This window comes from Streptomyces sp. NPDC087422 (genome assembly GCF_044744145.1).
In the GTDB taxonomy this organism is placed as follows: domain Bacteria; phylum Actinomycetota; class Actinomycetes; order Streptomycetales; family Streptomycetaceae; genus Actinacidiphila.
The window spans coordinates 264,919-287,165 of the sequence record NZ_JBIUXT010000005.1 but is presented as its reverse complement, the minus strand read 5'-3'; the positions used below and the strand labels follow the sequence as shown (position 1 = coordinate 287,165).

Genomic DNA, 22,247 nt, shown 5'->3' with positions numbered 1-22,247 from the left:
ATATGAGCGAGACGTCCAAACCGCAGCGTGCGAGCTTGTCGAGGATCCTCAATGACCTCGGCGGTACGTTCCTCGACGTGGTCGTCGCCGACGTGAGTGCCCACGAGCAGGTCGGGGCCGTCGTCGTCCACGACCACGGACAGAACCACGCGCTCCTGCCCAAGGCGCTGGTCCTCGGCATCGGGGTGTACGGCGCGTCCGACATCGCGGAGCTGCTGCGCGTTCTCGGGACACAGAGCGCCGCGGCCCTGATCGTGCGGGCGCCCGTGGACCGCGAGCCAGAAGTGCTCAACGCCGCCCGCGACGCGGGCGTCGCCCTGCTCGCGCTGGCGGAGAACGCGGACTGGCTTCAGCTCGCGGACATGCTCCGGACCATCGTGGCCCAGGACGATGTCGGGGACGAGGTGACGAGCACCCTGGGCGGTGTCGCCGCGGGCGACCTCTTCGCCCTCGCCAACGCCGTGGCGGCACTGATCGACGCGCCGGTCACCATCGAGGACCGCCGGTACCGCGTGCTGGCGTTCTCGGGACGGCAGGACGAGGCCGACGCCGCTCGCATCCGGACCATCCTCGACCGCCAGGTGCCCGAGGTCTACCTCCGCGAGGACGAGGACCGGGGGGTGTTCAAGGCCCTCTACCAAACGGAGGAGCCGCTGTACATCGAGGCCTCCAAGATCAGCGAGAACGAGATCCCGCGCCTGGCCATCGCGGTGCGTGCCGGTGACGAGATCCTGGGATCGATCTGGGCGGCGGTCACCGGACCGCCGTCCACCGAGCGGTCGCAGGCCCTGGCCGACGCCGCGAAGCTCGTCGCCCTCCACCTGCTGCGCCGACGAGCCGGAGCCGACGTCGACCACCGCCTGCGCTCCGACCTGGTGGCCACCGCCCTCGAAGGCGGGCCCAAAGCCGCGCACGCGCTCGGCCGCCTCGGGCTGCTCGGGAAGACCGTCAATGTCGTCGCCATGGACATCGTCGACCACGGCGACGGACAGACCGATCCCTCCCGGCAGGCGAGGGAACGCCAGCAGTTGGCGGACGCGTTCGCGATGCACCTCACCTCGGTCGCGCCGCGGTCGGCGACAGCCCTGCTCGGCGACGTGTCGTACGGGCTGGTCTCGCTCACCGGGGACGCCGACCAGAACGAGCAGCGCGCCAAGCGGCTCGCGGCCGACTTCCTGAAGCGGACGGGGACGCGGGTGCCGGCCGTCATCGGCATCGGCACCGCGATCAGCGACCCGATCCGCTTGAACGAGTCGCGGACGCGGGCCGACCGTGCGCTGCGCGTACTGCGTACGCGAGGGACGGCGGGCACCGCGGCCACGATGTCAGAGGTGCACATAGACGCGCTGGTGCTGGAGCTCCAGGACTTGTCCTTGGCACGCCATGACCCGGTGACCGGCCCGTTGAGCCTGATCCTCGAGTACGACGAGCGGCGCAACGGCAGCCTCCTGGCAACTCTCAAGTGCTGGCTGAACGCCTTCGGCGACATCCACGCCGCCGCGGCCTCGGCCGGTGTGCACCACAACACGTTCCGCTACCGGCTCAAGCGGCTCAGCGAGGTCGGGAAGATCGACCTGGAGAACCCGGACGAGAGATTCGCGTTGATGCTCCAGATGCGTCTGATGAACCCCGCCGTCGAGTGATTCGCCGCGTCACGGCGAAGCGGTCGCCTGAGTGGCGACCACGTGCGCGGCCAGTGCTCCGGCGACGCTGACGAAGTCGTAGATCTCATCCACGGTGGCGCACCGGATCCGCACGGTGTACTCCGACGAGCGCTCGGCCGTCGGAATCATGGCGACGAGATCAGCGCTCGTCGACAGCTTCAGGTCGATCTCCACCACCAGGTCGTGAGGGACGACCGGCGGCCGGATCGACGAATCCGCCACGGCTCGCGCCGCGCCTTCCCGGATGTGCGCCCTGGCGGTGGCCGGGGAGAGGGCGTCGGCCGAGTTGTAGGAGAGGTAGCGCTTGACCTCGACGCGGTGGACCGCCTCGACTCCGGCGAGACCGGCCGAACAGGTCCGGTCGTCTCCGGTGATGAGCTTCACCGGGACTCCGAACCGGCCGGCGTAGAGGGCGTTGACGTCTGCCTCGGACGCGGCCCGACCGTTGAGCCGGAGTTCCGACCAGAATCCGGTGAACGTGTGTGAGAGCACTCCGGGCGCTCCCGCCGCCGCGTGGTAGCCGATGAAGAGGGCCGCGTCGAAGTCGCCGTGCAGGCCGTGCACCATGCCGCAGGTACGGGGGCTGCCGTTGACGAGACGTGCACGCGGATCCAGCAGGGCGGGCAGGATGTTGTCCATCGGCCCGTGGCTGTCCGCCACCACCACGTGAGTGGCTCCCGCGTCGAACGCCCCCGCCACAGCGGCGTTGGCCTCCTCGGTCATGAGCTCCTGGCCGCGGGCGTAGGTCCGGTGCCCGGGGACGGTGTTGTGCAGCCGAGAAACACCCGCGACTCCCTCCATGTCCACGCTGATGTAGACAGAACCGGCCATGGGACCGTCCCTTCTTCCTTGGTCTGACCCGGCCGTTCACCGGGTGGTTGCCAGCCGAACCGGGGGCGGTTTGCCTCAGGTCGCCGATGAGAAGGCCGCGAGGAGTGCGTCCGGCTCGAGCCCGTACGCCGTGAAGCCGCGCGCACCGGTCATCGTGGGAGCGGCGAGCATCGCGTTGATGATCGATTCCTCGGTGGCCTCGACGACGGCGCGGAACAGGTCGTCCAAGGCTTGGTGCGGAACCGCGGAATGGGGCGCCACCAGCGGGTGACCGCCCGCGTAGCCCTCGGTGGGCACGTTCTGCGGCGCCGTAGAGAAGGCGAGCATGATGTCACCGCTCGAGTCCTGGATGCCGCCGCCGACCCGGCCAATGCCGATGCTCGCCCTGGTCGCCAGCCGACGGCACTGGCCGGGCAGCAGCGGAGCGTCCGTCGCCACGATCACGATGATCGATCCGGAGCCGGGCGGCATGGGCGGGTCTCCGCCCGGCTGGGTCCGGGCCGGCAGCGGGACGTGTGCCAGGCGCGCGTCACGGCCCACGGGCCGGCCGTCGACCCTGAAGTCGGGGCGGGTCCCGTGGTTCGCCTGGACGAGCACGCCCACGGTCCAGCCGCCCGCGGACGCGTCGAGACGACGCGACGCCGTTCCGATCCCGCCCTTGAACCCGTGGCAGACCATGCCGGTTCCCCCTCCGACACTCCCCTCCTCGACGTCGGCGGACGCCGACTCGTAGGCCGCTCGGACGTGTTCGCCGGTGACGAACTGGGCGTTCCCGCTGTTGAAGGCGAGGTCCGCGGTCTCGCCCACCACCGGCAGGGAGAAGGCGTTGCGGAAGGTGTCGTGCGCCGTCTCGATCGCGACCAGGCTGTCCCTGACGACGCCGACGCTGTGGGTGCCCGTGAGGGCCAGGTCGGTCGTGAGCAGACCGCTCTCGCGAACCCACTCGAGACCTGTCATCTCACCGTTGCCGTTGAGCGTGGCGCAGCCCGCGAACAACGGATGTGTTCGGACGTGTCCCGGCCGTGGACGGATCACGGTCACGCCGGTACGGGCGATGACGTCGTCGTCGCGGATGACGGTCGCGTGACCGACGGTGACGCCGGAGACGTCGCTGATGGCGTTGCGGGGTCCTGAGGGAAGAATCCCGATCTCGATGCCGAGGTCACGGAGCCTGGTCATGGTTCTCCATTCGGTGGAGGGGGAGCTCGATCCTGCTGGGCAGGCGGGGCCCGTGGAAGACGGAGTGCGTACCGCGTTCGGCCTCCGTCGCACCGAGGTAGTCGGCGGAGCCGAGGTTGATCGCGTAGAGCGGGAAGAGACTGGAGGTCACCACGAGGCGCAGGGCGTGCCCCGGCTGGAGCTCGTGCGCCACGTCCGTCATCGCGATCCTGTAGCCGACCGGCACACCTGCCCGGAACGCGGGCACCGATCCCGCGCGCACGACCCCGTGTGCCAGGTGAACCGTTCTCGTCTCGCCCGGGAACACGTCCTCGAGGGACACCATCCAGTCCGCGTCATCGCGATCGGTCCCGGCGAACAGATGGATCACGGGCGTGCCGCGGACGAGTGTGGGAACGTCGACGGTCGCCGCCGTGTAGGTGAGCGTGTCGTCGCGGCTGGTCGCGAACGATGTCTCAAGGGTGAATCCCGCTGGGCCGGTCCGTGAGAAGGACCCGTGATCCGGCTGCCACGGAACGGGATTCCCGGGATCGTGGACGAAGTGATCGGCCGCCTCGCGGGGTGTCGCGTCGCGCGTCAGTCGTCCGTCCCCGATCCGGGTGTTCGCCCGCCCTTCGGAGGTCAGCCACAAGGTCTCGACCTCGTCGGCCACCGGCCACCGGTCGAGGTCTTCCCAGGCGTTGCGGCCCGTGACGAAGACGCGCACGGGGGCGGGAGCCCAGGACGACGGGTCGTCCCGCAGGTGGTGGTCGAACCACTCGAGGAGCAATTCGTCGGGGTCGACGACGGAACGGGGCCCCCATTCGACCCCGCCGACGACGCTCACCGGTCTCCGGGTTCCGGCTGAGTCCCACGGGCCGACGACCAGCGAGTGCTCCCCTCCGGCGGAGGAGACGGTCTCCCAGTGCGCCATCGTGGCGCCCAGCCCGCTGTCCCACCGGCCGGAGACCAGGAGGGTCGGCGCGCTCGCATCCGTCCCGCCGCCCACAGCCAGGCTGCTCCAGTACGGGTCCTGGGGGTCGAGGTGGGCGAGCCAGTCGGGCCACGGCGCGTCCGGTCTGCCCAGCGCTTCGTGCATGCCGGCCAGCGGCCTGCTGCTGAAGATTGACTTCCAGGGCGGCGCGTCGACGGGCCCTCGTACCCGGCCACCGACGAGGTGCATCCAGAACAACCAGTCCAGTCGCACGGCACCGCCCCGCGACGGCAGGCCCTCGGCCGCGGCGAACGGGGACCACACGGCGAGCGCGTCCACCGGAGCGGCCGACGCGGCGGCGAGCGCCGCGAACCCGGCGTAGCCCGCGCCGAAGCAGCCGAGGCGGCCGTTGGACCCGGGAAGGTCACGGGCCCACGTGACGATGTCGGCGCCGTCTGCGGCCTCGTGGAGGAACGGCTCGAAATCCCCGTCCGAGTCACCCCGGCCCCGTACGTCACCCGCGACCACGATGTATCCGCGCGCGGCAAGGAGCTTGAAACGGTCCGAGGGGACCTGCGGCGCCGTGCTCGCAGGAGGCTTCTGGTCCGCGCGGTTGTTGTCGTAGGGCGTGCGGGTGACGAGGACCGGGTGATCACCGGGGGCAGGCGGCATGTAGACGTCGACGGACAGGTCGACCCCGTCCCTCGCCCCGACCCGTACGTCGAAGCGGGAGCGCACACGGGAGACATCGGTGAACCTCATACCGCTCCCCCGCTGTTCTCGACGGGCAGGACGAGCCGCGAGGGGTGCTCGGGGCCGTGGTGAACGGTCACGCTCACCACGCGTGAATCCACGGCGTCGGCCCAGGGCTCCCCGGTGCCGAGGTTGCGGGAGAAGGCGGGGAACGCGCCTGCGGTCACCGCGAGCGCGATGCGGTGCCCCGGCAGGAAGGTGTGGTGGAGCCAGACCAGCGGGATGCGCAGCCCGACGATCTCCCCGGGGCTGACGGGCGGTGAGCCGGGCCCGGACCGCATCGAGATCCGCTGTAGCCCGCACGACCCGAGCTCGCTGCCGACGAGCATCATCCGGCCGTCGGGATGGACGTCGAGCAGCAGGACGCTCAGGTCCGCGTCGGGCGCGTCCAGCGAGACGAAGACGTCCAGCTCGGCCTGGCCGCTCACGTGGACGGGCTCGTCCAGGGCCAAACCCGGGTAGACGAGGACGTCGGGGCGGCGCAGCAGGTAGCGATGGTCGTGGGGCGGGTCGCTCCAGGCGAACAGGTCGAGGTTGGTGAAGTCCCTGGCCGGGTTCTCCGGGTCGAAGACGTACGTGTCGCGGGCGGCTTTCTCCGGAGTCCGCGTGAGCCGACCGTTTCCGCTCAGTGTGCGGGCGTCGCCGCCGCTGGCCAGGTACCAACTCGTCGGCTCGACCGCGGCGGACGGCCACTCGTCCAGGTCTTCCCACCGCATCGTCCCGGTCCGGAAGACCCGGCACGGGTGGGCATCAGCGGGTTCGTCGTCGTCCCTGAGGTGCCGTGCGAGGAAGCGCTCGACGTGTCCGACGGTGTCCATGACCGACGGGGAGACATCCAGTCCTCCCAGCACCGGGCTCGGCGACCGGTTCCCTCCGTGGTCCCAGGCTCCGATCAGGAGCTGGGCCCTGGCGCCCGCGGGCGACCGCGCCAGCCGGGCCCACGTCGCCATCGTGGTCTGGTCGTCCCACCAGCCGACGGTGACGAGCACGGGCAGGTCGAGGTTCGCCCAGTCGTCGTCGCTGAGCACGAACGCCTCGCCGAGGTAGTCGATCTCCCCGTCCACGTACTTCGGCCACCACCGTCCACCGGTGCCGACCTGCTCGTGGAGGGTGCGCAGCGGCAGGTGCCTGATGTTGTGCCCCCACGAGGGAGCGCCGTAGTGCTGTTGGGTACGTCCGGTCACCTGGTGGAACCACCAGCTCCAGTAGAGGTGCGGGACACCGGTATTGAAGCTCGGCCGCGGGCCGAGGCCGGCGACTCCAATGGCCATCGGCGCGATGCACCGCAGGTGCGGCGGCCGGGCCCGAGCGGTCCACCACTGGGTGAGACCTTCGTAGCTGAGCCCGACCATGCCGACCCGGCCCGTGCACCAGGTCTGCTCGGCGACCCACTCGATGCTGTCGTAGCCGTCGTCGCTGTCCTGGACGAAGGGCTGGAAGTCACCGCCGGAGTCGCCGCGTCCGCGCATGTCGATCATGACGTAGGCGTAACCGGCGGCGACGAGCCGCCGCATCCAGATTCCCGGCTTGCGGTTGTACGGGGTTCGTGTCACCACGGCCGGGAACGGGCCGTCACCGGCCGGGACCATGATGTCGGCGGCCAGCTCGACGCCGTCGCGCATCGGGATCCGGCAGTTCCACAGGGCTCGGACCTCTCTCGTGCTCCCCCTCAGCGCGGGCATCAGAACGCCTTGGCGTACGCGTTCAGTGCCTGCTGGCCGCCGAGATGCGCGTACAGCACGTTCGAGTCCTTCGGGATGTCGCCGTCGCGGATCAGGTCGATGAGGCCCGCCATCGACTTGCCTTCGTAGACGGGGTCGATGATGATCCCCTCCGTCTTGCCGGTGAGGCGGATCGCGTCGAGGGTCGACCGCACCGGGACCCCGTACTCGTCTCCGGCCCAACCCGGGAGCACGGTGATCTCGTCGTCCCGCAGGTCACGCCTCAGCCCGATGAGATCCGCGGTGTTCCGGGCGATCCGACCGACCTGGTCGACCGTCTTGTCGAGGGTGGCCGAGGCGTCGATGCCGATGACCCGGCGGGGTCGGCCGCCCGCGTCTTCGAGTGCCGCGAAGCCCGCGATCATGCCCGCGTGGGTCGAACCGGTGACGGTGCAGACCACGACGGTGTCGAAGAAGGTGTCGAGCTCCTGCTCCTGCCGGGCCACCTCGTACGCCCAGTTGGCGAAGCCGAGACCGCCGAGGCGGTGGTCGGACGCGCCGGCGGGGATGCCGTAGGGCTTGCCGCCGCGCTTCTCCACGTCGTCGAGGGCCTGCCGCCACGAGTCACGGAAGCCGATGTCGAAACCGGCGGGGTCGAGTCGTACCTCTGCTCCCATCACCCGGCTGAGCAGGATGTTGCCGACTTCGGTGCTCAACGGATCGGTCCAGGAAGGCACCCAGTTCTCCTGGACCAGGACGCACTCCAGCCCGAGGTGGGCGGCGACCGCGGCGACCTGCCGGGTGTGGTTGGACTGGTGGCCCCCGATCGACACCAGCGTGTCGGCCCCTTGGGCCAGCACGTCGGGAATGAGGTACTCCAGTTTGCGGGTCTTGTTACCGCCGTAGGCCAGCCCGGAGTTGCAGTCCTCCCGCTTCATCCAGATCGAGGCACCGCCGAGGTGGGCGCTCAGACGTGGGAGCGGGTGCACCGGACTGGGGCCGAAGGTGAGCGGGTGGCGGGCGAAGTCCTCGATGGACACAGCGCGTTCTCCTTCGCGGATTGGCGATCGACGACGAGGCCGTCAAGGTGCCTCGAGCGATCAAACTGTCACTCCCCCGGCGGCCTCGTTTCGTGAATGAGACCGAACCTCGGGCGGGGATTGGTGCGGGTTCACCACACAGGGACCTTCGGCGCGGGAAGTCTGCTAGCTGTTGCGCCCTCGCGCGGCGACGGCCCAGGGGCGCAGGCCGCCTCCCTCGTCGATCCATAGCCGCTCGGCCAGGTTGACGGCCGCGCAGCAGTGGTTGGGCACCACCGCGACCTGGCTGCCCAGCGGAGGCAACGGGGCGCCGCCCAGGTCCACGACGGCGTGGTGCTCGGAGACGAGAACGATCCGGGCGTCCGGGTGGTCGAGCAGACGTCCTCCTCCGGTGTTGAAGGCAGCCTTGTCGGCGGCGAGCACCTTGCTGCCGGAGTCCAGGACCGCACGGCCCCCGGCGTGGCTGACGACCGTCGCACGACAGGTCAGCGCGACGTCATCGGGATGCGTCGTCCCCAGCTCCCACTGCTGCGCGTCCCCGAAGACGTAGACGCCGGGGCGCACCTCGGTGACCGCCTCTGGCCGGGTGTCGGCCAGGCTCGGCGTCGATCCGCCGCTGACCACCGCGACCTCGATTCCGGCGTCCTCCACGGCCGCGCGCGCGACCGAGAGCGCTCGTGCCTCGTCTGCGGCGGCCGTCGCCCCGGCGTCCATGGCGTAGCTGTGTCCCGGAAACGTGAAGACTCCCGCGACCTTGGCACCCGAGAGCGCGGCGGCGGTCGCGACCAGGCCCGCGTCCGAGGGGCGGCAACCACTGCGGTGGTGACCGCAGTCCACTTCGATGACCACCTCCACGCCGAGGCGGCCGACCAGGTGACCCGCCCGGGCGGCGCCCTCGGCCGAGTCCACGCCGATCGCGATGCGGGCCCTGTCCGCCAGAGCGCCGAGCCGGCCGGCCGCCTGGCCGTCGATGTGCAGGGGGTAGGCGATGAAGAAGTCGGTCACGCCGCTGTCCGCGAAGACTTCCGCCTCACCGATCGTCGCCACCGTCAGTCCGACGGCGCCGGCCGCGATCTGGCGCCGGGCGATCCGGGGCGACTTGTGGGACTTGGCGTGCGGGCGGAGCGCGAGGTCGTTCGTCGCGGCCCACTGTGCGACTCGCCGGATGTTCCGGTCGAGCCGATCCAGGTCGACGTGCAGGTAGGGGGTGTTGGGCATGGCCGAATCCTCCTCGCCGCTCCGACGGCGTGATTGGTGAGTGGCGCCGAAGACAAGCGGCGCTCTTCGTACGGCCGGACAACGAATCCAGGGCAGCGGCCCGGCACACTGTCCGATATGACGACACCAAGGGTGGACCGACGGGAGTTCCAGCAGCGCCTGGACGATCTCGCGAATCGGTACGGCGTCCCGGGGGCGGCGGCCGGCGTGCTGGTCGACGGGAGGACCACGGTCGTCGCCACCGGGATCGCGAAGCTGGGTACGACCGTTCCGGTGACGACGGACTCGGTGTTCCTGCTCGCCTCCATCACCAAGGTGTGGACCGCGACGCTCGTCCTCCAGCTCGTGGACGAGGGGCTGGTCGACCTGTCCTCGCCGGTGAATCACTACCTGACGCCGCCGCTGCGGTTGGAGGACGAGGAGGTGGCGCGCACCGTCACCGTCGGGCAACTGCTCTCGCACTCCGGCGGGTTCTTCGGCGATGCCGCCGAGCCGGACGTCCGGAGCGACGACGCCGTCGAGAAGATCGTTGAGAGCTACAGCGGCCTGGCTCAGCTGCACCGGCCGGGAGCGGTGTTCTCCTACTCCAACTCCGGGTACAACGTGCTGGGCCGGCTCATCGAGTGCGTGACCGGATCGACCTGGGACGAGGCGTTGCGGACGCGCCTCATCGAACCGTTGGGGCTCGGCAGCACCTCGACGCTTCCCGAGGAGACCATGACGAGACCGCTCGTGGTCGGCCACGTACCGGCGGCGCCGGGGTCGTACGATCTCACGCCGGTCTCGACCTGGCTCGACCCACGGACGTCGGGGCCGTGCGGGGGGACGCTGGCGGCAACCCCGGCCGACCTCCTGGCATTCGCCCGGCACCACCTCGAGGACGGTCTGGCGCCCTCCGGCGCGCGACTCATGAGTCCGCGGACCGCGCGGACCATGCGGGAGCCCCACATCGAGCAGCCGGATCCGAGCCGGGGTCCCGCGTGGGGCTGGGGATGGTCGATCGAGCGTCTCGAGCCGCGGATCGTCGGCCACATCGGGAGCACCTGCGGTCAGCAGTCCCGGCTGGTCCTGGCGCCCGAGCACGGCGTCGCCGTCTGCGTCATGGCGAGCGGTGACATCCAGGGCATGGGTGACGAGCTGGTGTCCGAGCTGTTGCGGGAGCTGGTCGGCGTCGGCCTGCCGACCACGCCGGGCCCGGTCGAGGCGGACATCGACGTCACGCCGTACGTCGGGCGGTTCCGGATGAGCGACGAGGCGACGATCGACGTACGGGCGGAGGCATCGGGTCTCATCGCGTCCTTCACGACGAGCGGCCGGTGGGCAGACTTCCACGGGGACTTCTCGACGCCGATGACCTACGCGGGCGGAACGACGTTCCTCATGTCGATGCCGCCCGTGACCGAGCCGGTGGCGGCCACCTTCCTCTGGGCGGACGGGCCCGGCGGACCCGCGACCCACCTCGCGTCGCAGATGCGGGTTGCTCCCCGGTCGGAAGCCACTTCGCGGTGACCGCCCCGGTCGGAGTCCTCTGCGCCGTGACGGCCGGCGGTACGCGGGCCGCGCGGCGGCCGGGCGGTCCGGCGCGCCCCGGAGGTCGTCGTCCGTGTCATCCCACCCCGTCGCGGCGCGTACACCGCGCGCGTCCACCGCATGTCTGCGAGGCAATCCGATGACCGTGACCTCCTCTTCCGTGGCATCGGCGGCTCCCGCGGAGGAGGTGCTGCGAGAGATCGCCCGCAAGGTGCTCTGGATCGCCACGTCGATCGTCGACGCGGCGAACCGCGGCCGTCCCAACGCCAGTGGCGTCAAGGTCGGGGGCCATCAATCGTCCAGCGCCTCGATGGTCGACATCATGGTCTCGCTCTGGTTCGCCGAGCTGACCCGGAACGACCGGGTGTCGGTCAAGCCGCACGCGTCCCCCGTACTCCACGCGATCAATTACCTCATCGGCGACCTTGACGCCAAGTACCTCACGACACTCCGCTCCAAGGGAGGGTTGCAGTCCTACCCCAGCCGGCTCAAGGATCCCGACACCGTGGATTTCTCCACCGGCTCGGTCGGCATCGGGGCGACTGCCGCGCTCTGGGCGGCCATGTCCCACCGCTATCTGACCTCGCACTTCGACTCCACGCCCGAGGCAGGCCGCTTCATCAGCCTTCTCGGGGACGCCGAGCTCGACGAGGGCGCGGTCTGGGAGGCCGTCGCGGACCCCTCCACGGCGAAGATGGGCGAATTGCTGTGGGTCGTCGACCTGAACCGCCAGTCGCTCGACCGCATCGTGCCCGACGTCCAGATCCACCGCCTCATGGGCATGTTCGAGGCAGCCGGGTGGCAGGTGATCACGCTCAAGTGGGGGCGGAAGGTCAGCGCGCTCTTCGACCGTCCCGGAGGGCACGACCTGCGTACGCGGCTGGAGACGATGCCCAACGAGGAGTACCAGCGCCTCCTGCGTGTCGACGCCGAGCAGATCGCCGACCGGATCGTCGGCGACGACGGGTCCGAAGCGCTGCGCGAGCTACTGCGGTCGGTACCCTCCGACCATCTCGCGGTGGCCCTGCGGGACCTGGGCGGGCACGACATCGGCCTGTTGCTCGACACCTTCGCCCACGTGGATCCGGATCGGCCGACGGTCGTCTTCGCCTACACGGTGAAGGGGCGCGGCCTGCCTACGGAAGGGCATCCGAACAACCACTCTGCCTTGCTCACCGACGTCCAGATGGTGGCGCTCGCCGAGTCGGTCGGCGCGAACCCGGCCGACCCGTGGCGACGGTTCCAGGACGGGTCCTTCGCGGCGACGCTGTGCGCGGAGCGCGGGCACGCCCTGCGGCGGCGCGCCGCTGTCACGAATCCTCGGCCCGATGCCGTTCCCGCCGCCTTGTCCCGGAAGCACCGCGCTCCGATCTCGACCCAGGCGGCTCTGGGTCGTTTTCTCACCGATCTGACCCGCGAGGCACCAGAAGTGGCACGCCGCGTGGTGACCTGTAGTCCGGACGTCGCGTCCTCGACCAACCTCGGCGGCTGGATCAACAAGACGGGGGTCTGGTCGGTCGCGGACCGACCGGACTGGTTCGCCGATGACCCCGAACGGGTTCTCAAATGGTCCGAGGGCGCCGGTGGTCAGCACATCGAGCTCGGTATCGCCGAGGTCAACCTGGTGAGCCTGCTCAGCGAGCTCGGTTCGACCTGGTCGCGGTGGGCCGAGCGGCTGGTCCCGATCGCCACCATCTACGACCCGTTTCTCTCACGAGCCCTGGAACCCTGGTCCTACGGCATCTACGCCGGTGGTCAGTCGATCATCGTCGGCACGCCGTCGGGCGTCACCCTCGCTCCCGAGGGAGGAGCGCACCAGTCGATCACGACTCCGTCGATCGGCTTGCAGCAGCCGGGCTGCGTCGCGTGGGAGCCGGCGTTCGCCCAGGACCTCGAGTGGTGCTTCCTGAACGCGATCGACCACGTGGGGGTCCCCGGCGGGACGTCGGCGTACTTCCGGCTCTCGACCCGCCCGATGGACCAAGCGCTTGCCCGCTTGCCCGAGGACCCTCTCCTGCTGGAGCGCCGCCGACGCCATGCCGTTGCCGGCGGCTACCGCCTGACCGATCATCCCGTCGCGGACGAGCGGGTCACCCTGGTCGGGGTGGGAGCGATCATGCCTGAGGTCGTGGCGGCGGCCGATGCCCTGACCGGGCTCGGTGTGACCGCCGGCATCGTGTGCCTGACGAGCCCGGACCTCATCTTCCGGTCCGCGCAAGGCAAGGGGAGCGATATCGCCTCGGCTCTCTTTCCCTCGGAGAGCCCTGCCCCCTTGCTCACCGTCATGGACGGCCACCCCCACACGCTTGCCTTCCTCGCGGGGCTGCGCGGTGACCGGACCAAAAACCTCGGCGTCACCGAGTTCGGCCAGTCGTCCGCCCTCCAAGACGCCTACAGGATTCACGGGATCGACACAGCGACGATCGTCGATGTCGCGCTCAGCCTGACCGGCCGCTGAGCCGGGGACTCCGCTGGGCGGACGGCTGCCGGCGGGCCGTATTTCAGAAGGACTTGAGAAGTTGGCGTGGAAGGCTGCGATCTCCTTCCGAGCAGCGGCGGCCGGGTTGCCCGGTGGGCCCGCTGCGCACGTCCTCGTCCGTGGAGAAGCCCCCATGAGTCTTACGCATATCAACGGCCTTCCGGCGCACGTCCTGTTCGTGCACTTCGTGGTGGTGCTGGTGCCGCTGACGGCCCTGGCCGCGGTGGTCTGCGCGGTCCAGCCCCGGTATGCCCGGCGCATGGGGCTGTCGCTTCCGCTGCTGGGGCTGGTGACCCTGGCGCTGGTGCCGGTCACGACGCATGCCGGGGAGTGGCTCAAGGCCCGTGTGGGCGACGATCCTCTGGTGCGTAAGCACGCGGAACTGGGCGACGGTCTGCTGCCGTGGGCGATAGGGCTCTTTCTCGTGACGCTCGGGGTCTGGTGGCTGGGGCGCCGGACCGCACGGTCCGGGGAGCCGGCCGCCGAGAGCGTTCCGTCCGCCGGCGCGCGGCGGAGCCTGCCGACGGCTGTGCGCGCGACCGCCGCCGTAGTGGCGGTGATCGTGTCCGCCGGCGCGGTCGTCGACGTGTACCGCATCGGTGATTCCGGCGCGAAGGCGTCCTGGAACGACAACTACGACAAGCACCCGTCGGGACACAACGGCTGACGGGCACTCCGCACCTCGGCGCCGAAGGACTCCGATCGGCTGATGTCCACGGACCTGCCTGTGAGGTCAACGGGACGCCGTCGCGGCCCTTCGGTCACCCGCGCGGGTGAGGTTCGGCGTGGGGCGGTTCGACCGGGCAAGGGGGCGGGGCGCCGGTGCGTAACTTGGTGCCGCGGCCCGCCGTCGGCGCGTCGGTGTCACCACATCCCCCCAGGTCAAGGGGTCTGTCATGAAGCGCGTCATCTCCCTCGCCGTTGGCGTGGCCGCCGTTGTGGCCACTGCCTCAGGATGCGGCAGCTCCAGTTCCACGACGTCCCTCACCCCCCATTCCAGCGCCGGCGCCACCACCGCGAGCGCCAGCGCCTCCGCGTCGACCGGCGGCGCCGCCACGGTGAAGACAGCCAACTCGCCGCTCGGTCAGATCCTGGTCGACGCCTCCGGCAGGACCCTGTACCTGTTCAAGGCCGACACCGGGAAGACGTCGACCTGCAACGGATCCTGCACGCGGGCCTGGCCCCCGCAGACCACGACCGGAAAGCCCCACAACAGCGGCGTGACCGCCTCAATGGTCGGAACGAGCACCCGGTCGGACCACTCGACCCAAGTGACCTACAACGGCCACCCGCTGTACTACTTCGCCAAGGACACCAAGCCCGGAGAGACCAACGGCCAGGGCCTCAACGAATTCGGCGCGCTGTGGTACGTGGTCAGCCCCAGCGGCAACGCGGTCACCACCGCGGCCTCCACGTCGGCCTCACCGTCGACCGGCTCCGCCAGCGGCGGAGGCGGGTACTGAGGCGCGGTCCCGTCCATCACGCCGCTCACCGGCGCAGCAGGTCCGCGGCGGCGAGACTGAGTACGCCGTCGTGCCAGGCGAGGCCGCGCAGGTCGCGGACGACGACGGGGGCGTGGGTGGCCAGTGCGCGCCGCCCGACCCCGACGACGACCGCGCCTGCCGCGGCGCCGGCCGCCGCCCCCGCGGCGCTGTCCTCGAAGACGACCGTCCGGGCCGGGGCGAAGCCCAGCTTCCGGGCCGCGGCGCGGTAGCCGTCAGGGGCTGGTTTGCCGTGGCTGACGTCGTCCGCGGTGATGAGCACGGGCGGAGTGGGCAGTCCCGCCGCCGCGAGGCGGGCCCGTGCCAGGAGGGTGACTCCGGAGGTGACCACCGCCCACCGCTCGCGCGGCAGGCTCGTGAGGAGGTCGAGGGCGCCGGGGAGCGCTGTGGTGGTGCCTGCGGCCTCGACCTCCATACGGTCGATCGCGGCGAGTGCCGCCGGCCGTTCGTCCGGGTCGGTCACCAGGAGGGCGACGGTGTCGGCCGACCGGCGGCCGTGCACCATGGCGGTCACCTGTTCCGGCGGCAGGCCGCGGTCACGGGCCCATTGGCTCCATGCCCGGTCGACGCCGTGATCGGAGTCGACCAGGACCCCGTCGTTGTCGAAGAGCAGGCCGTCGCAGGGGATGTCGAGCGCGGAGGCCGGGTAGGGCTGTGCGGTCATGGACGGTCCCTCAGGTCACGGGGCGGTTGCGGTAGCGGCCGACCAGTTCACGGGCGGCGGTCTGCATCCGGGCGGGCGGAAGTCCCTGGGCGATGAGGGTGAGGTCGTCGAGAACCATGTCGCCGATGGTCTCGAAGGCCGCCGGGATGCCGCCCGCGCGGTGTGCGGACAGGACGAGACCGTCGAGGGAGCGGGCCGGGGCGTCGGGGGCGACCGGTTCGTCCGGCCAGACGTCGATGCCGGCCATGAGGCGCCCGCGCGCGACGTGGGAGAGGAGCGCCGGGTAGTCGACGACCGGGGCGCGGCTGACCAGGACGAGCCGGGCGCCGTCCGGGAGCAGGTGGAGCTCGCGCTCGCCGATGAGGTGGCGGCTTTCGTCGGTGACGGTGGCCAGCACGAACACGAAGCGGCTGCGGGACAAGGTCTCGTCCAACGAGGCGGGCAGTACACCGTGTTCGCGCAGGACACCGGGCGGCAGCCAGGGATCGTACACACGGATGGTGGGCCGGAAGGGGGCGAGGAGGCGGTTGAGGCCGCGGCCGAGGTTGCCGAAACCGACCAGGCCCACGTCGGAGCCTTGCAGCAGTACGGCGTCCGCGTTGCCGTCGGAGACGTACCGCTCCTGTCCCGCGCGGAAGGCGCGGTCCTCCCGGCTGATGCCCCGGGCGAGGTCGAGCGCGAGGGCGAGCGCGTACTCGGCGACGGCCGGGGCGTAGGCGGGGCCGCAGCCCAGGACGTGGATGCCGCGCTCGAAGCAGGTCGCGTAGTCGACGTTGGGGAAGAAGTTGCCTTCGACATTGAGCAGAGCCCGCAACCTGCCCGCGCGGGAGAGCCGTTGGGCCGGAAGGTCGGGCTGTCCGACGATCGCGAAGGCGTCGGGCAGGACCTCCTCCAGCGCTTCCTCGGAGGGCTCCTTCTCCAGGTCCACCACGGTGAAGCGGTCGCGGAGCGACCCCAGGGCGGCGGGGGTGAAGATGCGGTCCGTGCGCTGCGGGGCGGGGCGCAGGACCACAACTGGCCTGGCGGGTGCGGGGGTTGGATCGGGGGCGGGCGTGCTCATAGGGCTCCTCGCGTATGTACGTCGGGACTTCGGACGACCAGGTCACGGCCCGCCGCCCTTGGCTTGGCGCCAGTGGCCAGGAGGCCGACCAGCGGCGGCGGCCTTGTGGGCACGGCCACACCCGCCAGCCTGCCATCGCGGACGTCATCACGCGTTCATGAGCGGGGGCGCCGGGCCGGGTCGTCGGCCGGTGTCAGGTGGCGCCGGGGCTCACTGGTGCAGGTGGCCGCCATGCTCCGCGCCGCCGGGGGAATGGTGCTCGGCGCCGACGGAGGGCCGAGGGTCGGGTCCGGTGGGTTCGAGGGTGGCGAACCAGGTGGCGAGCAGTTTCAGCGCGTCGTGGGCGGGGCTGCCGGGCTCGGCGCTGAGCGCGGTGAGGGTGAGGCCGGGGTCCGTGGGGACGGGCAGGGCCTCGAAGGCGAGGTCGAGGTCGCCGACGACGGGGTGGTGGAAGCGTTTGACGCCGGTGTGGTGCAGGCGGACGTTGTGCGCGGCCCACAGCGTACGGAATGCCTCGCTACGGGTGGACAACTCGCCGATCAGGTTGCTCAGTTCGCGGTTGTAGGGGTCCCTTCCCGCTTCGGTGCGGAGCAGGGCCGCGGCGGAGGCGCGCTGCGTGTCGAGTTCGGTCATGTACTGGTCGGCGCCCGGATTGAGGAACTGGTAGCGGGCCATGTTGACCGGGCGGGCGGGGTCCTGGAAGAGGGGCCAGTACAGGGCTTTGCCGAGGCGGTTGGTGGCGAGCATGTCGAGGCGGCCGTTGCGGATGAACGCGGGTGCATCGGTCATCGCGTCCAGCAGTTGCCGCAGACCGGGCCGGACGGGCTGTGCCGTCCGGCGGCGTGCGGGGCGCCGGGTGGAGCTGGCGGTACGGGCCAGGTCCATCAGGTGGGCACGCTCGGACTCGTCCAGTTGGAGGGCGCGGGCGAGGGCGTCCAGGACGGCTTCCGACGTGCCGGAGAGGTTGCCGCGTTCCATGCGGGCGTAGTACTCGGCGCTGACCCCGGCGAGCAACGCGACCTCCTCGCGGCGCAGCCCGGTGACCCGGCGGTGGCCTGCGGCGGGCAGACCGGCCTGCTGGGGGGTGATCCTGGCGCGGCGGCTGGTGAGGAACTCGCGGACCTCGCTGCGGTTGTCCATGCCTTCGAGGCTACGACGATCCCGAGCGGTGAGGGGTGTACTGCCAGTACACGTATCAACGGGTCCTTCCGCACGCCTGCGGCCTGCCGTTTCATCGTTGACAGGCCGGTTGACGGCCGTCCGCCGCTGCGCTGGCACCCCCGGTGAGGGCAGGGCGGAATGGAAGCGGACAGACGCCCGCGCCGTCGTTCGAGAAGGCACCCGCGCCGTCGCATGAGAAGGCGCCGGGCCCCCGTGGAAGGAGACCGTGATGCCGGAGGACCAGCAGCCCGGAGGACCGCGTCAGCAGTTCGGGGACATCGCCCCGGCACTGGCCGGATACACCGAGGACGTGCTGTTCGGGCAGGTGTGGGAAGACCCGGACTTGTCCCCGCGCGACCGCAGCCTGGTGACCGTGGCCAGTCTGATCAGCAGCGGCAGCACCGAGCAGCTCGCGTTCCACCTCGGCAGGGCGAGGGAGAACGGGCTGAGCGACAAGGAGCTGATCGCGACGGTCACGCACCTGGCGTTCTACGCCGGATGGCCCAAGGCCATGTCCGCGCTCACGGTCGCCCGCCAGGTATTCGCCGACGGCACCTGACGCAGGGCCCGCCAGACACTCGCCGACACCGCGTGACCCGCCGCCCGGCAGGCACTCGCCGACACCGCCTGACGCAGGGCCCGCCAGGCACTCGCCGACACCGCCCGGCCCGGCTTCGCTCCGCGCGCGGCCGTCACCCGCCGTGCGTGAGTCGGCCGCCGCTTCACGGACACAAGGAGAGACGACCATGGAGATCATCCAGCCTCCCGCGACGGCGAAGCTGCCGCCGGAGATGTTCACCGGAGACGCGTGGGCGGACGTGATCCACCGCGGCCAGGACCCGTCCCGCGTGCGGATGAACATGGTGCGCTTCGCGCCCGGCGCCCGTACCGCCTGGCACTCGCACGGCCTGGGCCAGACCCTCTGGATCGTGGAGGGCATCGCCCTGGTCCAGTCCCGCGGCGGCGACATCGTCGAGGCCCGCCCCGGGGACGTCATCGTCACCCCCGCCGACGAGGTGCACTGGCACGGCGCCGCGCCGGACCGCTTCATGGCGCACATCGCGCTGTGGGAGGGCGACGACGTCGACTGGCTGGAACACGTCGGCGACGCCGAGTACACCGGCCCCCGGACCGCCCTGCTCCGCACACCGCCCTCCTCCCCCGCGCCATACGGGTCGCGAATGACACCGGCCCGGAGATTGGAAACCCTCCCGTGAACCCCCAGTACAGCTTCGAGGGGCAGGTCGCCCTGGTCACCGGCGCCGCCTCCGGCATGGGCCTGGCCACCGCCCGCGCCTTCGCCCGGTCGGGCGCCGCGGTCGTCCTGGCCGACGTCGACAAGGACGCCGTGGACAAGGCGGCCAAGGAACTCACCGACGCCGGTCACCAAGCCCTCGGCGTGGTCTGCGACGTCACCGACGAGGCCCAGGCCGCCGCCGCTGTCGACCGCGCGGTGGACGCCTACGGCCGCCTGGACATGGCCTTCAACAACGCCGGCATCCAGGCCCCGCCCACGGACGCCGCCGACGAGAGCGCCGAGAACTTCGACCGCGTCAACGCCGTCAATCTGCGCGGCGTCTGGGCCGCCCAGAAGCACGAACTGCGCCACATGCGCACCCAGGGCTCCGGCGCGATCGTCAACTGCTCCTCGCTCGGCGGCCTGGTGGGCCTGCCCGAGCGCGCCGCGTACCACGCCTCCAAGCACGGCGTCATCGGCCTCACCAAGAGCGCCGCCGTCGAATACGCGCCCCGCGGCATCCGTATCAACGCCGTCTGCCCCGGCACCATCGACACCCCGATGGTCTCCGGCATGCTCGAAAGCCAGGCGGACGCCATGGCCGAGATCCTCAAGCAGCAGCCCATCGGACGGCTCGGCCGCGCCGAGGAGGTCGCGCAAGCCGTTCTGTGGCTGTGCAGCCCCGGCGCCAGCTTCGTCATCGGCGCCGCTCTGCCCGTCGACGGCGGCTTCACCACCCACTGACAACCGCCGTCCGACGCGGCGGCGCCGCGCAGCCGCCCGCCCCCGCGCCACGTAAGGAGCCCACGTCATGGAGTACCGCCGTCTCGGCACCAGCGGAACGCTGGTGTCCAACCTGTCCCTCGGCACGATGAACTTCGGCACCCCGCAGACGCCGGAGGACGAGGCGTTCGCGCAGATGGACGCCTTCCTCGACGCCGGGGGCAATCTGCTCGACACCGCCGACGTCTACAACGGCGGAGTGGCCGAGGAGACCGTCGGCCGGTGGCTCGCCGCGCGCCCGGACGAGGTCACCGACCGCGTCGTCCTCGCCACCAAGGGCCGCACGCGCACCGGCACCGACCCCAACGAGGCCGGAACCTCGCGCCGCCACCTGGACCGGGCGCTCACCACGTCCCTGCGCAGGCTGGGAGTCGACACCGTCGACCTCTACCAGCTCCACGCCTGGGACCCCCTGACACCGATCGAGGAGACGCTGGCCTTCCTCGACTCCGCCGTCCGCGCGGGGAAGATCCGCTACGTCGGTCTGTCCAACTTCACCGGATGGCAGCTCCAGCTCGCGGTCTCCACCGCGCGGGCGTACGGCCTCCCGGTGCCGGTGACCCTCCAGGCCCAGTACAACCTCGCCACCCGCCAGACCGAGTGGGAGATGACCGCCGCGGCCCGGTACAACGGACTCGGCATCCTGGCCTGGTCCCCTCTCGCGAGCGGCTTCCTCACCGGAAAGTACGAGCGCGGCGCGCGGCGGGCCGCCGACACCAGGGCCGGTCAGGACCACGCCCTCTACCAGTACACCTCCTCCAACTACGAGCACTCCGACCGCACATGGGACGCCGTGGACGCGCTGCGCGAGGTCGCCCGGGACAACGGCGTCACGCCCGCCCAGGCCGCCCTGAGCTGGGTCGTCAACCGCCCCGGCGTCACCTCCGCCATCGTCGGCGCCCGCACCGTGCGGCAGCTCACCGGCAACCTCGCCGCCGCGGACCTGCGCCTGGACCCGGACTCCGTCACCGCGCTGGACACCGCGAGCGACCCGGACCCGGCCCCGTACCCCTACGGCCCTTTCGGCTCCGCCCAGCGCGACCGCACCGCCAACGACCCCGAGGCCCTCGGTGCCCTCATCGACCAGCACGCCGAATCCGGCGGCGCCGGGCAGCACTGATCCGTCCACGGACGTCCAGCACGAAAGGGAGCCTCACCATGGAGTACGTCCGCCTCGGCGCCACCGGCCTGAAGGTCAGCCGGCTCGCGCTGGGCTGCATGAGCTACGGCGACCCGGCCGTGCCCGGCGCCCACCCGTGGGCCCTGACCGAGGACAAGGCGGGACCGTTCTTCCGGCAGGCCGTCGACCTGGGCATCACCTTCTGGGACACCGCCAACGTCTACCAGGCGGGCACGTCCGAGGAGATCACCGGCCGCGCGATCCGCGAGTACGCGCGGCGCGAGGACATCGTGCTCGCCACCAAGGTCCGCGGCAGGATGCACGACGGTCCCGGCGGCGAGGGCCTGTCCCGCAAGGCCGTCCTCGAACAGGTCGACGCCTCCCTGACCCGGCTGGGCACCGACTACATCGACCTGTACCAGATCCACCGCTTCGACGACGACACCCCGGTCGAGGAGACGATGGAGGCGCTGCACGACATCGTGAAGGCCGGGAAGGTCCGCTACCTCGGCGCGTCGTCGATGTACGCCTGGCAGTTCGCCAAGCTCCAGCACGCCGCCGACCTCGGCGGATGGACCCGTTTCGGGTCCATGCAGAACCAGTACAACCTGCTGCGGCGCCAGGACGAACCCGAACTCATGGCCATGTGCGGCGACATGGGCGTCGGGCTCGTTCCCTACTCCCCGAACGGCAAGGGCCGCCTCGCCCGCCCCGCGGGGGAACAGAGCGCCCGTTCCCGTACCGACCACGTCGTGCGGGCCTTCGACAGCCCCCACGACGGACCCGTCATCGACGCCGTCCAGCAGGTCGCCGCATCCCGCGGCGTGCCCATGGCCCACGTCGCACTCGCCTGGGTCCTCCGCAACCCGCTCGTCTCCGCGCCCATCGTCGGCGCGACGCAACCCCACCACCTTCAACAGGCCGTGGACGCGCTCGACTTGAGCCTGTCGGACGAGGAAGCCGCCGCGCTGGAGGCCCCCTACGTCAACGCCGGACCTTCCTGGTTCTGATCACGGATCCGCGTGACGGGCGTGCGGTTCCGCCGCGTCGGACCCTTCCGCGCCCGCGCGCACCGGACATGACGCTGCGTCAGCCGGCGGCGTAGGCGCAGCCGCCCGCGGTGATCGTGGTGCCGGACACCGCTGCCAGCGAGCAGGTCGCGATGACGTTGGAGGCGTTGAAGGGCACCCAGCGCCCGGAAATGAGCACCTCTTCCACGAATTTGGCCAGGTGGAAGACGTACGTGGGACCGGAGTCCGCCCAGCCGGGGCAGGCTGTGGTCGTGGTCGTCAGCGGCGAGGTGATGTTGTTGGGGTTGCCCGCGGCCCTCACCGAACCGCCCGAACAGTTGACGGCGGTCGCGGCATCCGCCGACGGCACGGCGGCCAGGGCAAGGACGGCGGCGGATCCCACGGCCACCGCGAGGGCGGTGGCGCGCTGCGTGTGCTTCAT

General features: G+C 71.1%; 20 protein-coding genes. 10 read left to right on the top strand and 10 right to left on the bottom strand.

Annotated features, from left to right (window positions below; all coding sequences use genetic code 11):
- The first annotated feature begins 2 nt into the window (after positions 1 to 2).
- Positions 3 to 1,643 (top strand): PucR family transcriptional regulator, encoded by a 1,641-nt coding sequence (locus tag ACIO6U_RS18310; protein WP_401720210.1) that lies wholly within the window; start codon positions 3 to 5, stop codon positions 1,641 to 1,643.
- Positions 1,644 to 1,652: 9 nt separating this feature from the next.
- Here ACIO6U_RS18310 and ACIO6U_RS18305 read toward each other — a convergent pair whose 3' ends face one another.
- The 6 genes from ACIO6U_RS18305 to ACIO6U_RS18280 form a co-directional block, all read right to left on the bottom strand.
- Positions 1,653 to 2,495 (bottom strand): M55 family metallopeptidase, encoded by an 843-nt coding sequence (locus tag ACIO6U_RS18305; protein ID WP_355335179.1) that lies wholly within the window; start codon positions 2,493 to 2,495, stop codon positions 1,653 to 1,655.
- 75 nt (positions 2,496 to 2,570) lie between these two features.
- Positions 2,571 to 3,674, bottom strand: a complete 1,104-nt coding sequence (locus tag ACIO6U_RS18300; protein WP_401720207.1) for a P1 family peptidase — start codon at positions 3,672 to 3,674, stop codon at positions 2,571 to 2,573.
- Positions 3,658 to 5,349, bottom strand: a complete 1,692-nt coding sequence (locus tag ACIO6U_RS18295) for a CocE/NonD family hydrolase (RefSeq protein ID WP_401720204.1) — start codon at positions 5,347 to 5,349, stop codon at positions 3,658 to 3,660. The genes ACIO6U_RS18300 and ACIO6U_RS18295 overlap by 17 nt, the downstream gene beginning before the upstream one ends.
- The gene (locus ACIO6U_RS18290; protein ID WP_401720201.1) at positions 5,346 to 7,022 is read right to left on the bottom strand and encodes a CocE/NonD family hydrolase; all 1,677 of its coding nucleotides are present in this window, start codon (positions 7,020 to 7,022) and stop codon (positions 5,346 to 5,348) included. The genes ACIO6U_RS18295 and ACIO6U_RS18290 overlap by 4 nt, the downstream gene beginning before the upstream one ends.
- Positions 7,022 to 8,041: a 1-aminocyclopropane-1-carboxylate deaminase gene (locus ACIO6U_RS18285; RefSeq protein WP_355335188.1), complete on the bottom strand. Its 1,020-nt coding sequence runs from the start codon at positions 8,039 to 8,041 to the stop codon at positions 7,022 to 7,024. Before ACIO6U_RS18285 ends, ACIO6U_RS18290 begins: the two co-directional genes overlap by 1 nt.
- 165 nt (positions 8,042 to 8,206) lie before the next feature.
- Positions 8,207 to 9,259, bottom strand: coding sequence for an alanine racemase (locus tag ACIO6U_RS18280; protein ID WP_391162765.1), 1,053 nt, complete (start codon positions 9,257 to 9,259; stop codon positions 8,207 to 8,209).
- A gap of 117 nt (positions 9,260 to 9,376) precedes the next feature.
- On the opposite strand from ACIO6U_RS18280, the gene ACIO6U_RS18275 reads away from it, so the two are divergent.
- The 4 genes from ACIO6U_RS18275 (at position 9,377) to ACIO6U_RS18260 (ending at position 14,731) form a co-directional block, all read left to right on the top strand.
- Positions 9,377 to 10,768 carry a serine hydrolase domain-containing protein gene (locus tag ACIO6U_RS18275; RefSeq protein WP_401720197.1) on the top strand — a complete coding sequence of 464 codons (1,392 nt, stop codon included), beginning with the start codon at positions 9,377 to 9,379 and terminating at the stop codon, positions 10,766 to 10,768.
- Between the two features lie 160 nt (positions 10,769 to 10,928).
- Positions 10,929 to 13,247 carry a transketolase-like TK C-terminal-containing protein gene (locus tag ACIO6U_RS18270; protein WP_401720195.1) on the top strand — a complete coding sequence of 773 codons (2,319 nt, stop codon included), beginning with the start codon at positions 10,929 to 10,931 and terminating at the stop codon, positions 13,245 to 13,247.
- Positions 13,248 to 13,401: 154 nt separating this feature from the next.
- Positions 13,402 to 13,935, top strand: coding sequence for a DUF2231 domain-containing protein (locus ACIO6U_RS18265; RefSeq protein WP_355335199.1), 534 nt, complete (start codon positions 13,402 to 13,404; stop codon positions 13,933 to 13,935).
- Positions 13,936 to 14,164: 229 nt separating this feature from the next.
- Positions 14,165 to 14,731, top strand: a complete 567-nt coding sequence (locus tag ACIO6U_RS18260) for a hypothetical protein (protein WP_401720192.1) — start codon at positions 14,165 to 14,167, stop codon at positions 14,729 to 14,731.
- A 25-nt stretch (positions 14,732 to 14,756) separates the two neighbouring features.
- On the opposite strand, the gene ACIO6U_RS18255 is transcribed toward ACIO6U_RS18260, so the two are convergent.
- The 3 genes from ACIO6U_RS18255 to ACIO6U_RS18245 all read right to left on the bottom strand — a co-directional run bounded on the left by ACIO6U_RS18255 (position 14,757) and on the right by ACIO6U_RS18245 (position 17,634).
- Positions 14,757 to 15,434 carry an HAD-IA family hydrolase gene (locus ACIO6U_RS18255; RefSeq protein ID WP_401720189.1) on the bottom strand — a complete coding sequence of 226 codons (678 nt, stop codon included), beginning with the start codon at positions 15,432 to 15,434 and terminating at the stop codon, positions 14,757 to 14,759.
- A 10-nt stretch (positions 15,435 to 15,444) separates the two neighbouring features.
- Positions 15,445 to 16,494: an NAD(P)-dependent oxidoreductase gene (locus ACIO6U_RS18250; protein WP_401720186.1), complete on the bottom strand. Its 1,050-nt coding sequence runs from the start codon at positions 16,492 to 16,494 to the stop codon at positions 15,445 to 15,447.
- Between the two features lie 210 nt (positions 16,495 to 16,704).
- Positions 16,705 to 17,634: a helix-turn-helix transcriptional regulator gene (locus tag ACIO6U_RS18245; RefSeq protein WP_401720183.1), complete on the bottom strand. Its 930-nt coding sequence runs from the start codon at positions 17,632 to 17,634 to the stop codon at positions 16,705 to 16,707.
- Positions 17,635 to 17,884: 250 nt separating this feature from the next.
- Here ACIO6U_RS18245 and ACIO6U_RS18240 point away from each other — a divergent pair, with 250 nt between their 5' ends.
- From ACIO6U_RS18240 to ACIO6U_RS18220, 5 genes are all read left to right on the top strand, one after another.
- Positions 17,885 to 18,214, top strand: a complete 330-nt coding sequence (locus ACIO6U_RS18240) for a carboxymuconolactone decarboxylase family protein (RefSeq protein WP_401307706.1) — start codon at positions 17,885 to 17,887, stop codon at positions 18,212 to 18,214.
- Positions 18,215 to 18,401: 187 nt separating this feature from the next.
- Positions 18,402 to 18,872, top strand: coding sequence for a cupin domain-containing protein (locus ACIO6U_RS18235; RefSeq protein WP_401720180.1), 471 nt, complete (start codon positions 18,402 to 18,404; stop codon positions 18,870 to 18,872).
- Positions 18,869 to 19,636, top strand: a complete 768-nt coding sequence (locus ACIO6U_RS18230; RefSeq protein ID WP_401720177.1) for a glucose 1-dehydrogenase — start codon at positions 18,869 to 18,871, stop codon at positions 19,634 to 19,636. The genes ACIO6U_RS18235 and ACIO6U_RS18230 overlap by 4 nt, the downstream gene beginning before the upstream one ends.
- A 67-nt stretch (positions 19,637 to 19,703) precedes the next feature.
- Positions 19,704 to 20,795 carry an aldo/keto reductase gene (locus ACIO6U_RS18225; protein WP_401720174.1) on the top strand — a complete coding sequence of 364 codons (1,092 nt, stop codon included), beginning with the start codon at positions 19,704 to 19,706 and terminating at the stop codon, positions 20,793 to 20,795.
- Between the two features lie 38 nt (positions 20,796 to 20,833).
- Positions 20,834 to 21,805, top strand: coding sequence for an aldo/keto reductase (locus ACIO6U_RS18220; RefSeq protein WP_401720172.1), 972 nt, complete (start codon positions 20,834 to 20,836; stop codon positions 21,803 to 21,805).
- Positions 21,806 to 21,884: 79 nt separating this feature from the next.
- On the opposite strand, the gene ACIO6U_RS18215 is transcribed toward ACIO6U_RS18220, so the two are convergent.
- The gene (locus ACIO6U_RS18215; protein WP_401720169.1) at positions 21,885 to 22,247 is read right to left on the bottom strand and encodes a hypothetical protein; all 363 of its coding nucleotides are present in this window, start codon (positions 22,245 to 22,247) and stop codon (positions 21,885 to 21,887) included.

Coding starts and splice junctions, on each gene's coding strand:
- ACIO6U_RS18310 (WP_401720210.1), top strand. CDS start 3: ATGAGCGAGACGTCCAAACCGCAGCGTGCGAGCTTGTCGAGGATCCTC.
- ACIO6U_RS18305 (WP_355335179.1), bottom strand. CDS start 2,495: ATGGCCGGTTCTGTCTACATCAGCGTGGACATGGAGGGAGTCGCGGGT.
- ACIO6U_RS18300 (WP_401720207.1), bottom strand. CDS start 3,674: ATGACCAGGCTCCGTGACCTCGGCATCGAGATCGGGATTCTTCCCTCA.
- ACIO6U_RS18295 (WP_401720204.1), bottom strand. CDS start 5,349: ATGAGGTTCACCGATGTCTCCCGTGTGCGCTCCCGCTTCGACGTACGG.
- ACIO6U_RS18290 (WP_401720201.1), bottom strand. CDS start 7,022: ATGCCCGCGCTGAGGGGGAGCACGAGAGAGGTCCGAGCCCTGTGGAAC.
- ACIO6U_RS18280 (WP_391162765.1), bottom strand. CDS start 9,259: ATGCCCAACACCCCCTACCTGCACGTCGACCTGGATCGGCTCGACCGG.
- ACIO6U_RS18275 (WP_401720197.1), top strand. CDS start 9,377: ATGACGACACCAAGGGTGGACCGACGGGAGTTCCAGCAGCGCCTGGAC.
- ACIO6U_RS18270 (WP_401720195.1), top strand. CDS start 10,929: ATGACCGTGACCTCCTCTTCCGTGGCATCGGCGGCTCCCGCGGAGGAG.
- ACIO6U_RS18265 (WP_355335199.1), top strand. CDS start 13,402: ATGAGTCTTACGCATATCAACGGCCTTCCGGCGCACGTCCTGTTCGTG.
- ACIO6U_RS18260 (WP_401720192.1), top strand. CDS start 14,165: ATGAAGCGCGTCATCTCCCTCGCCGTTGGCGTGGCCGCCGTTGTGGCC.
- ACIO6U_RS18255 (WP_401720189.1), bottom strand. CDS start 15,434: ATGACCGCACAGCCCTACCCGGCCTCCGCGCTCGACATCCCCTGCGAC.
- ACIO6U_RS18250 (WP_401720186.1), bottom strand. CDS start 16,494: ATGAGCACGCCCGCCCCCGATCCAACCCCCGCACCCGCCAGGCCAGTT.
- ACIO6U_RS18245 (WP_401720183.1), bottom strand. CDS start 17,634: ATGGACAACCGCAGCGAGGTCCGCGAGTTCCTCACCAGCCGCCGCGCC.
- ACIO6U_RS18240 (WP_401307706.1), top strand. CDS start 17,885: ATGCCGGAGGACCAGCAGCCCGGAGGACCGCGTCAGCAGTTCGGGGAC.
- ACIO6U_RS18235 (WP_401720180.1), top strand. CDS start 18,402: ATGGAGATCATCCAGCCTCCCGCGACGGCGAAGCTGCCGCCGGAGATG.
- ACIO6U_RS18225 (WP_401720174.1), top strand. CDS start 19,704: ATGGAGTACCGCCGTCTCGGCACCAGCGGAACGCTGGTGTCCAACCTG.
- ACIO6U_RS18220 (WP_401720172.1), top strand. CDS start 20,834: ATGGAGTACGTCCGCCTCGGCGCCACCGGCCTGAAGGTCAGCCGGCTC.
- ACIO6U_RS18215 (WP_401720169.1), bottom strand. CDS start 22,247: ATGAAGCACACGCAGCGCGCCACCGCCCTCGCGGTGGCCGTGGGATCC.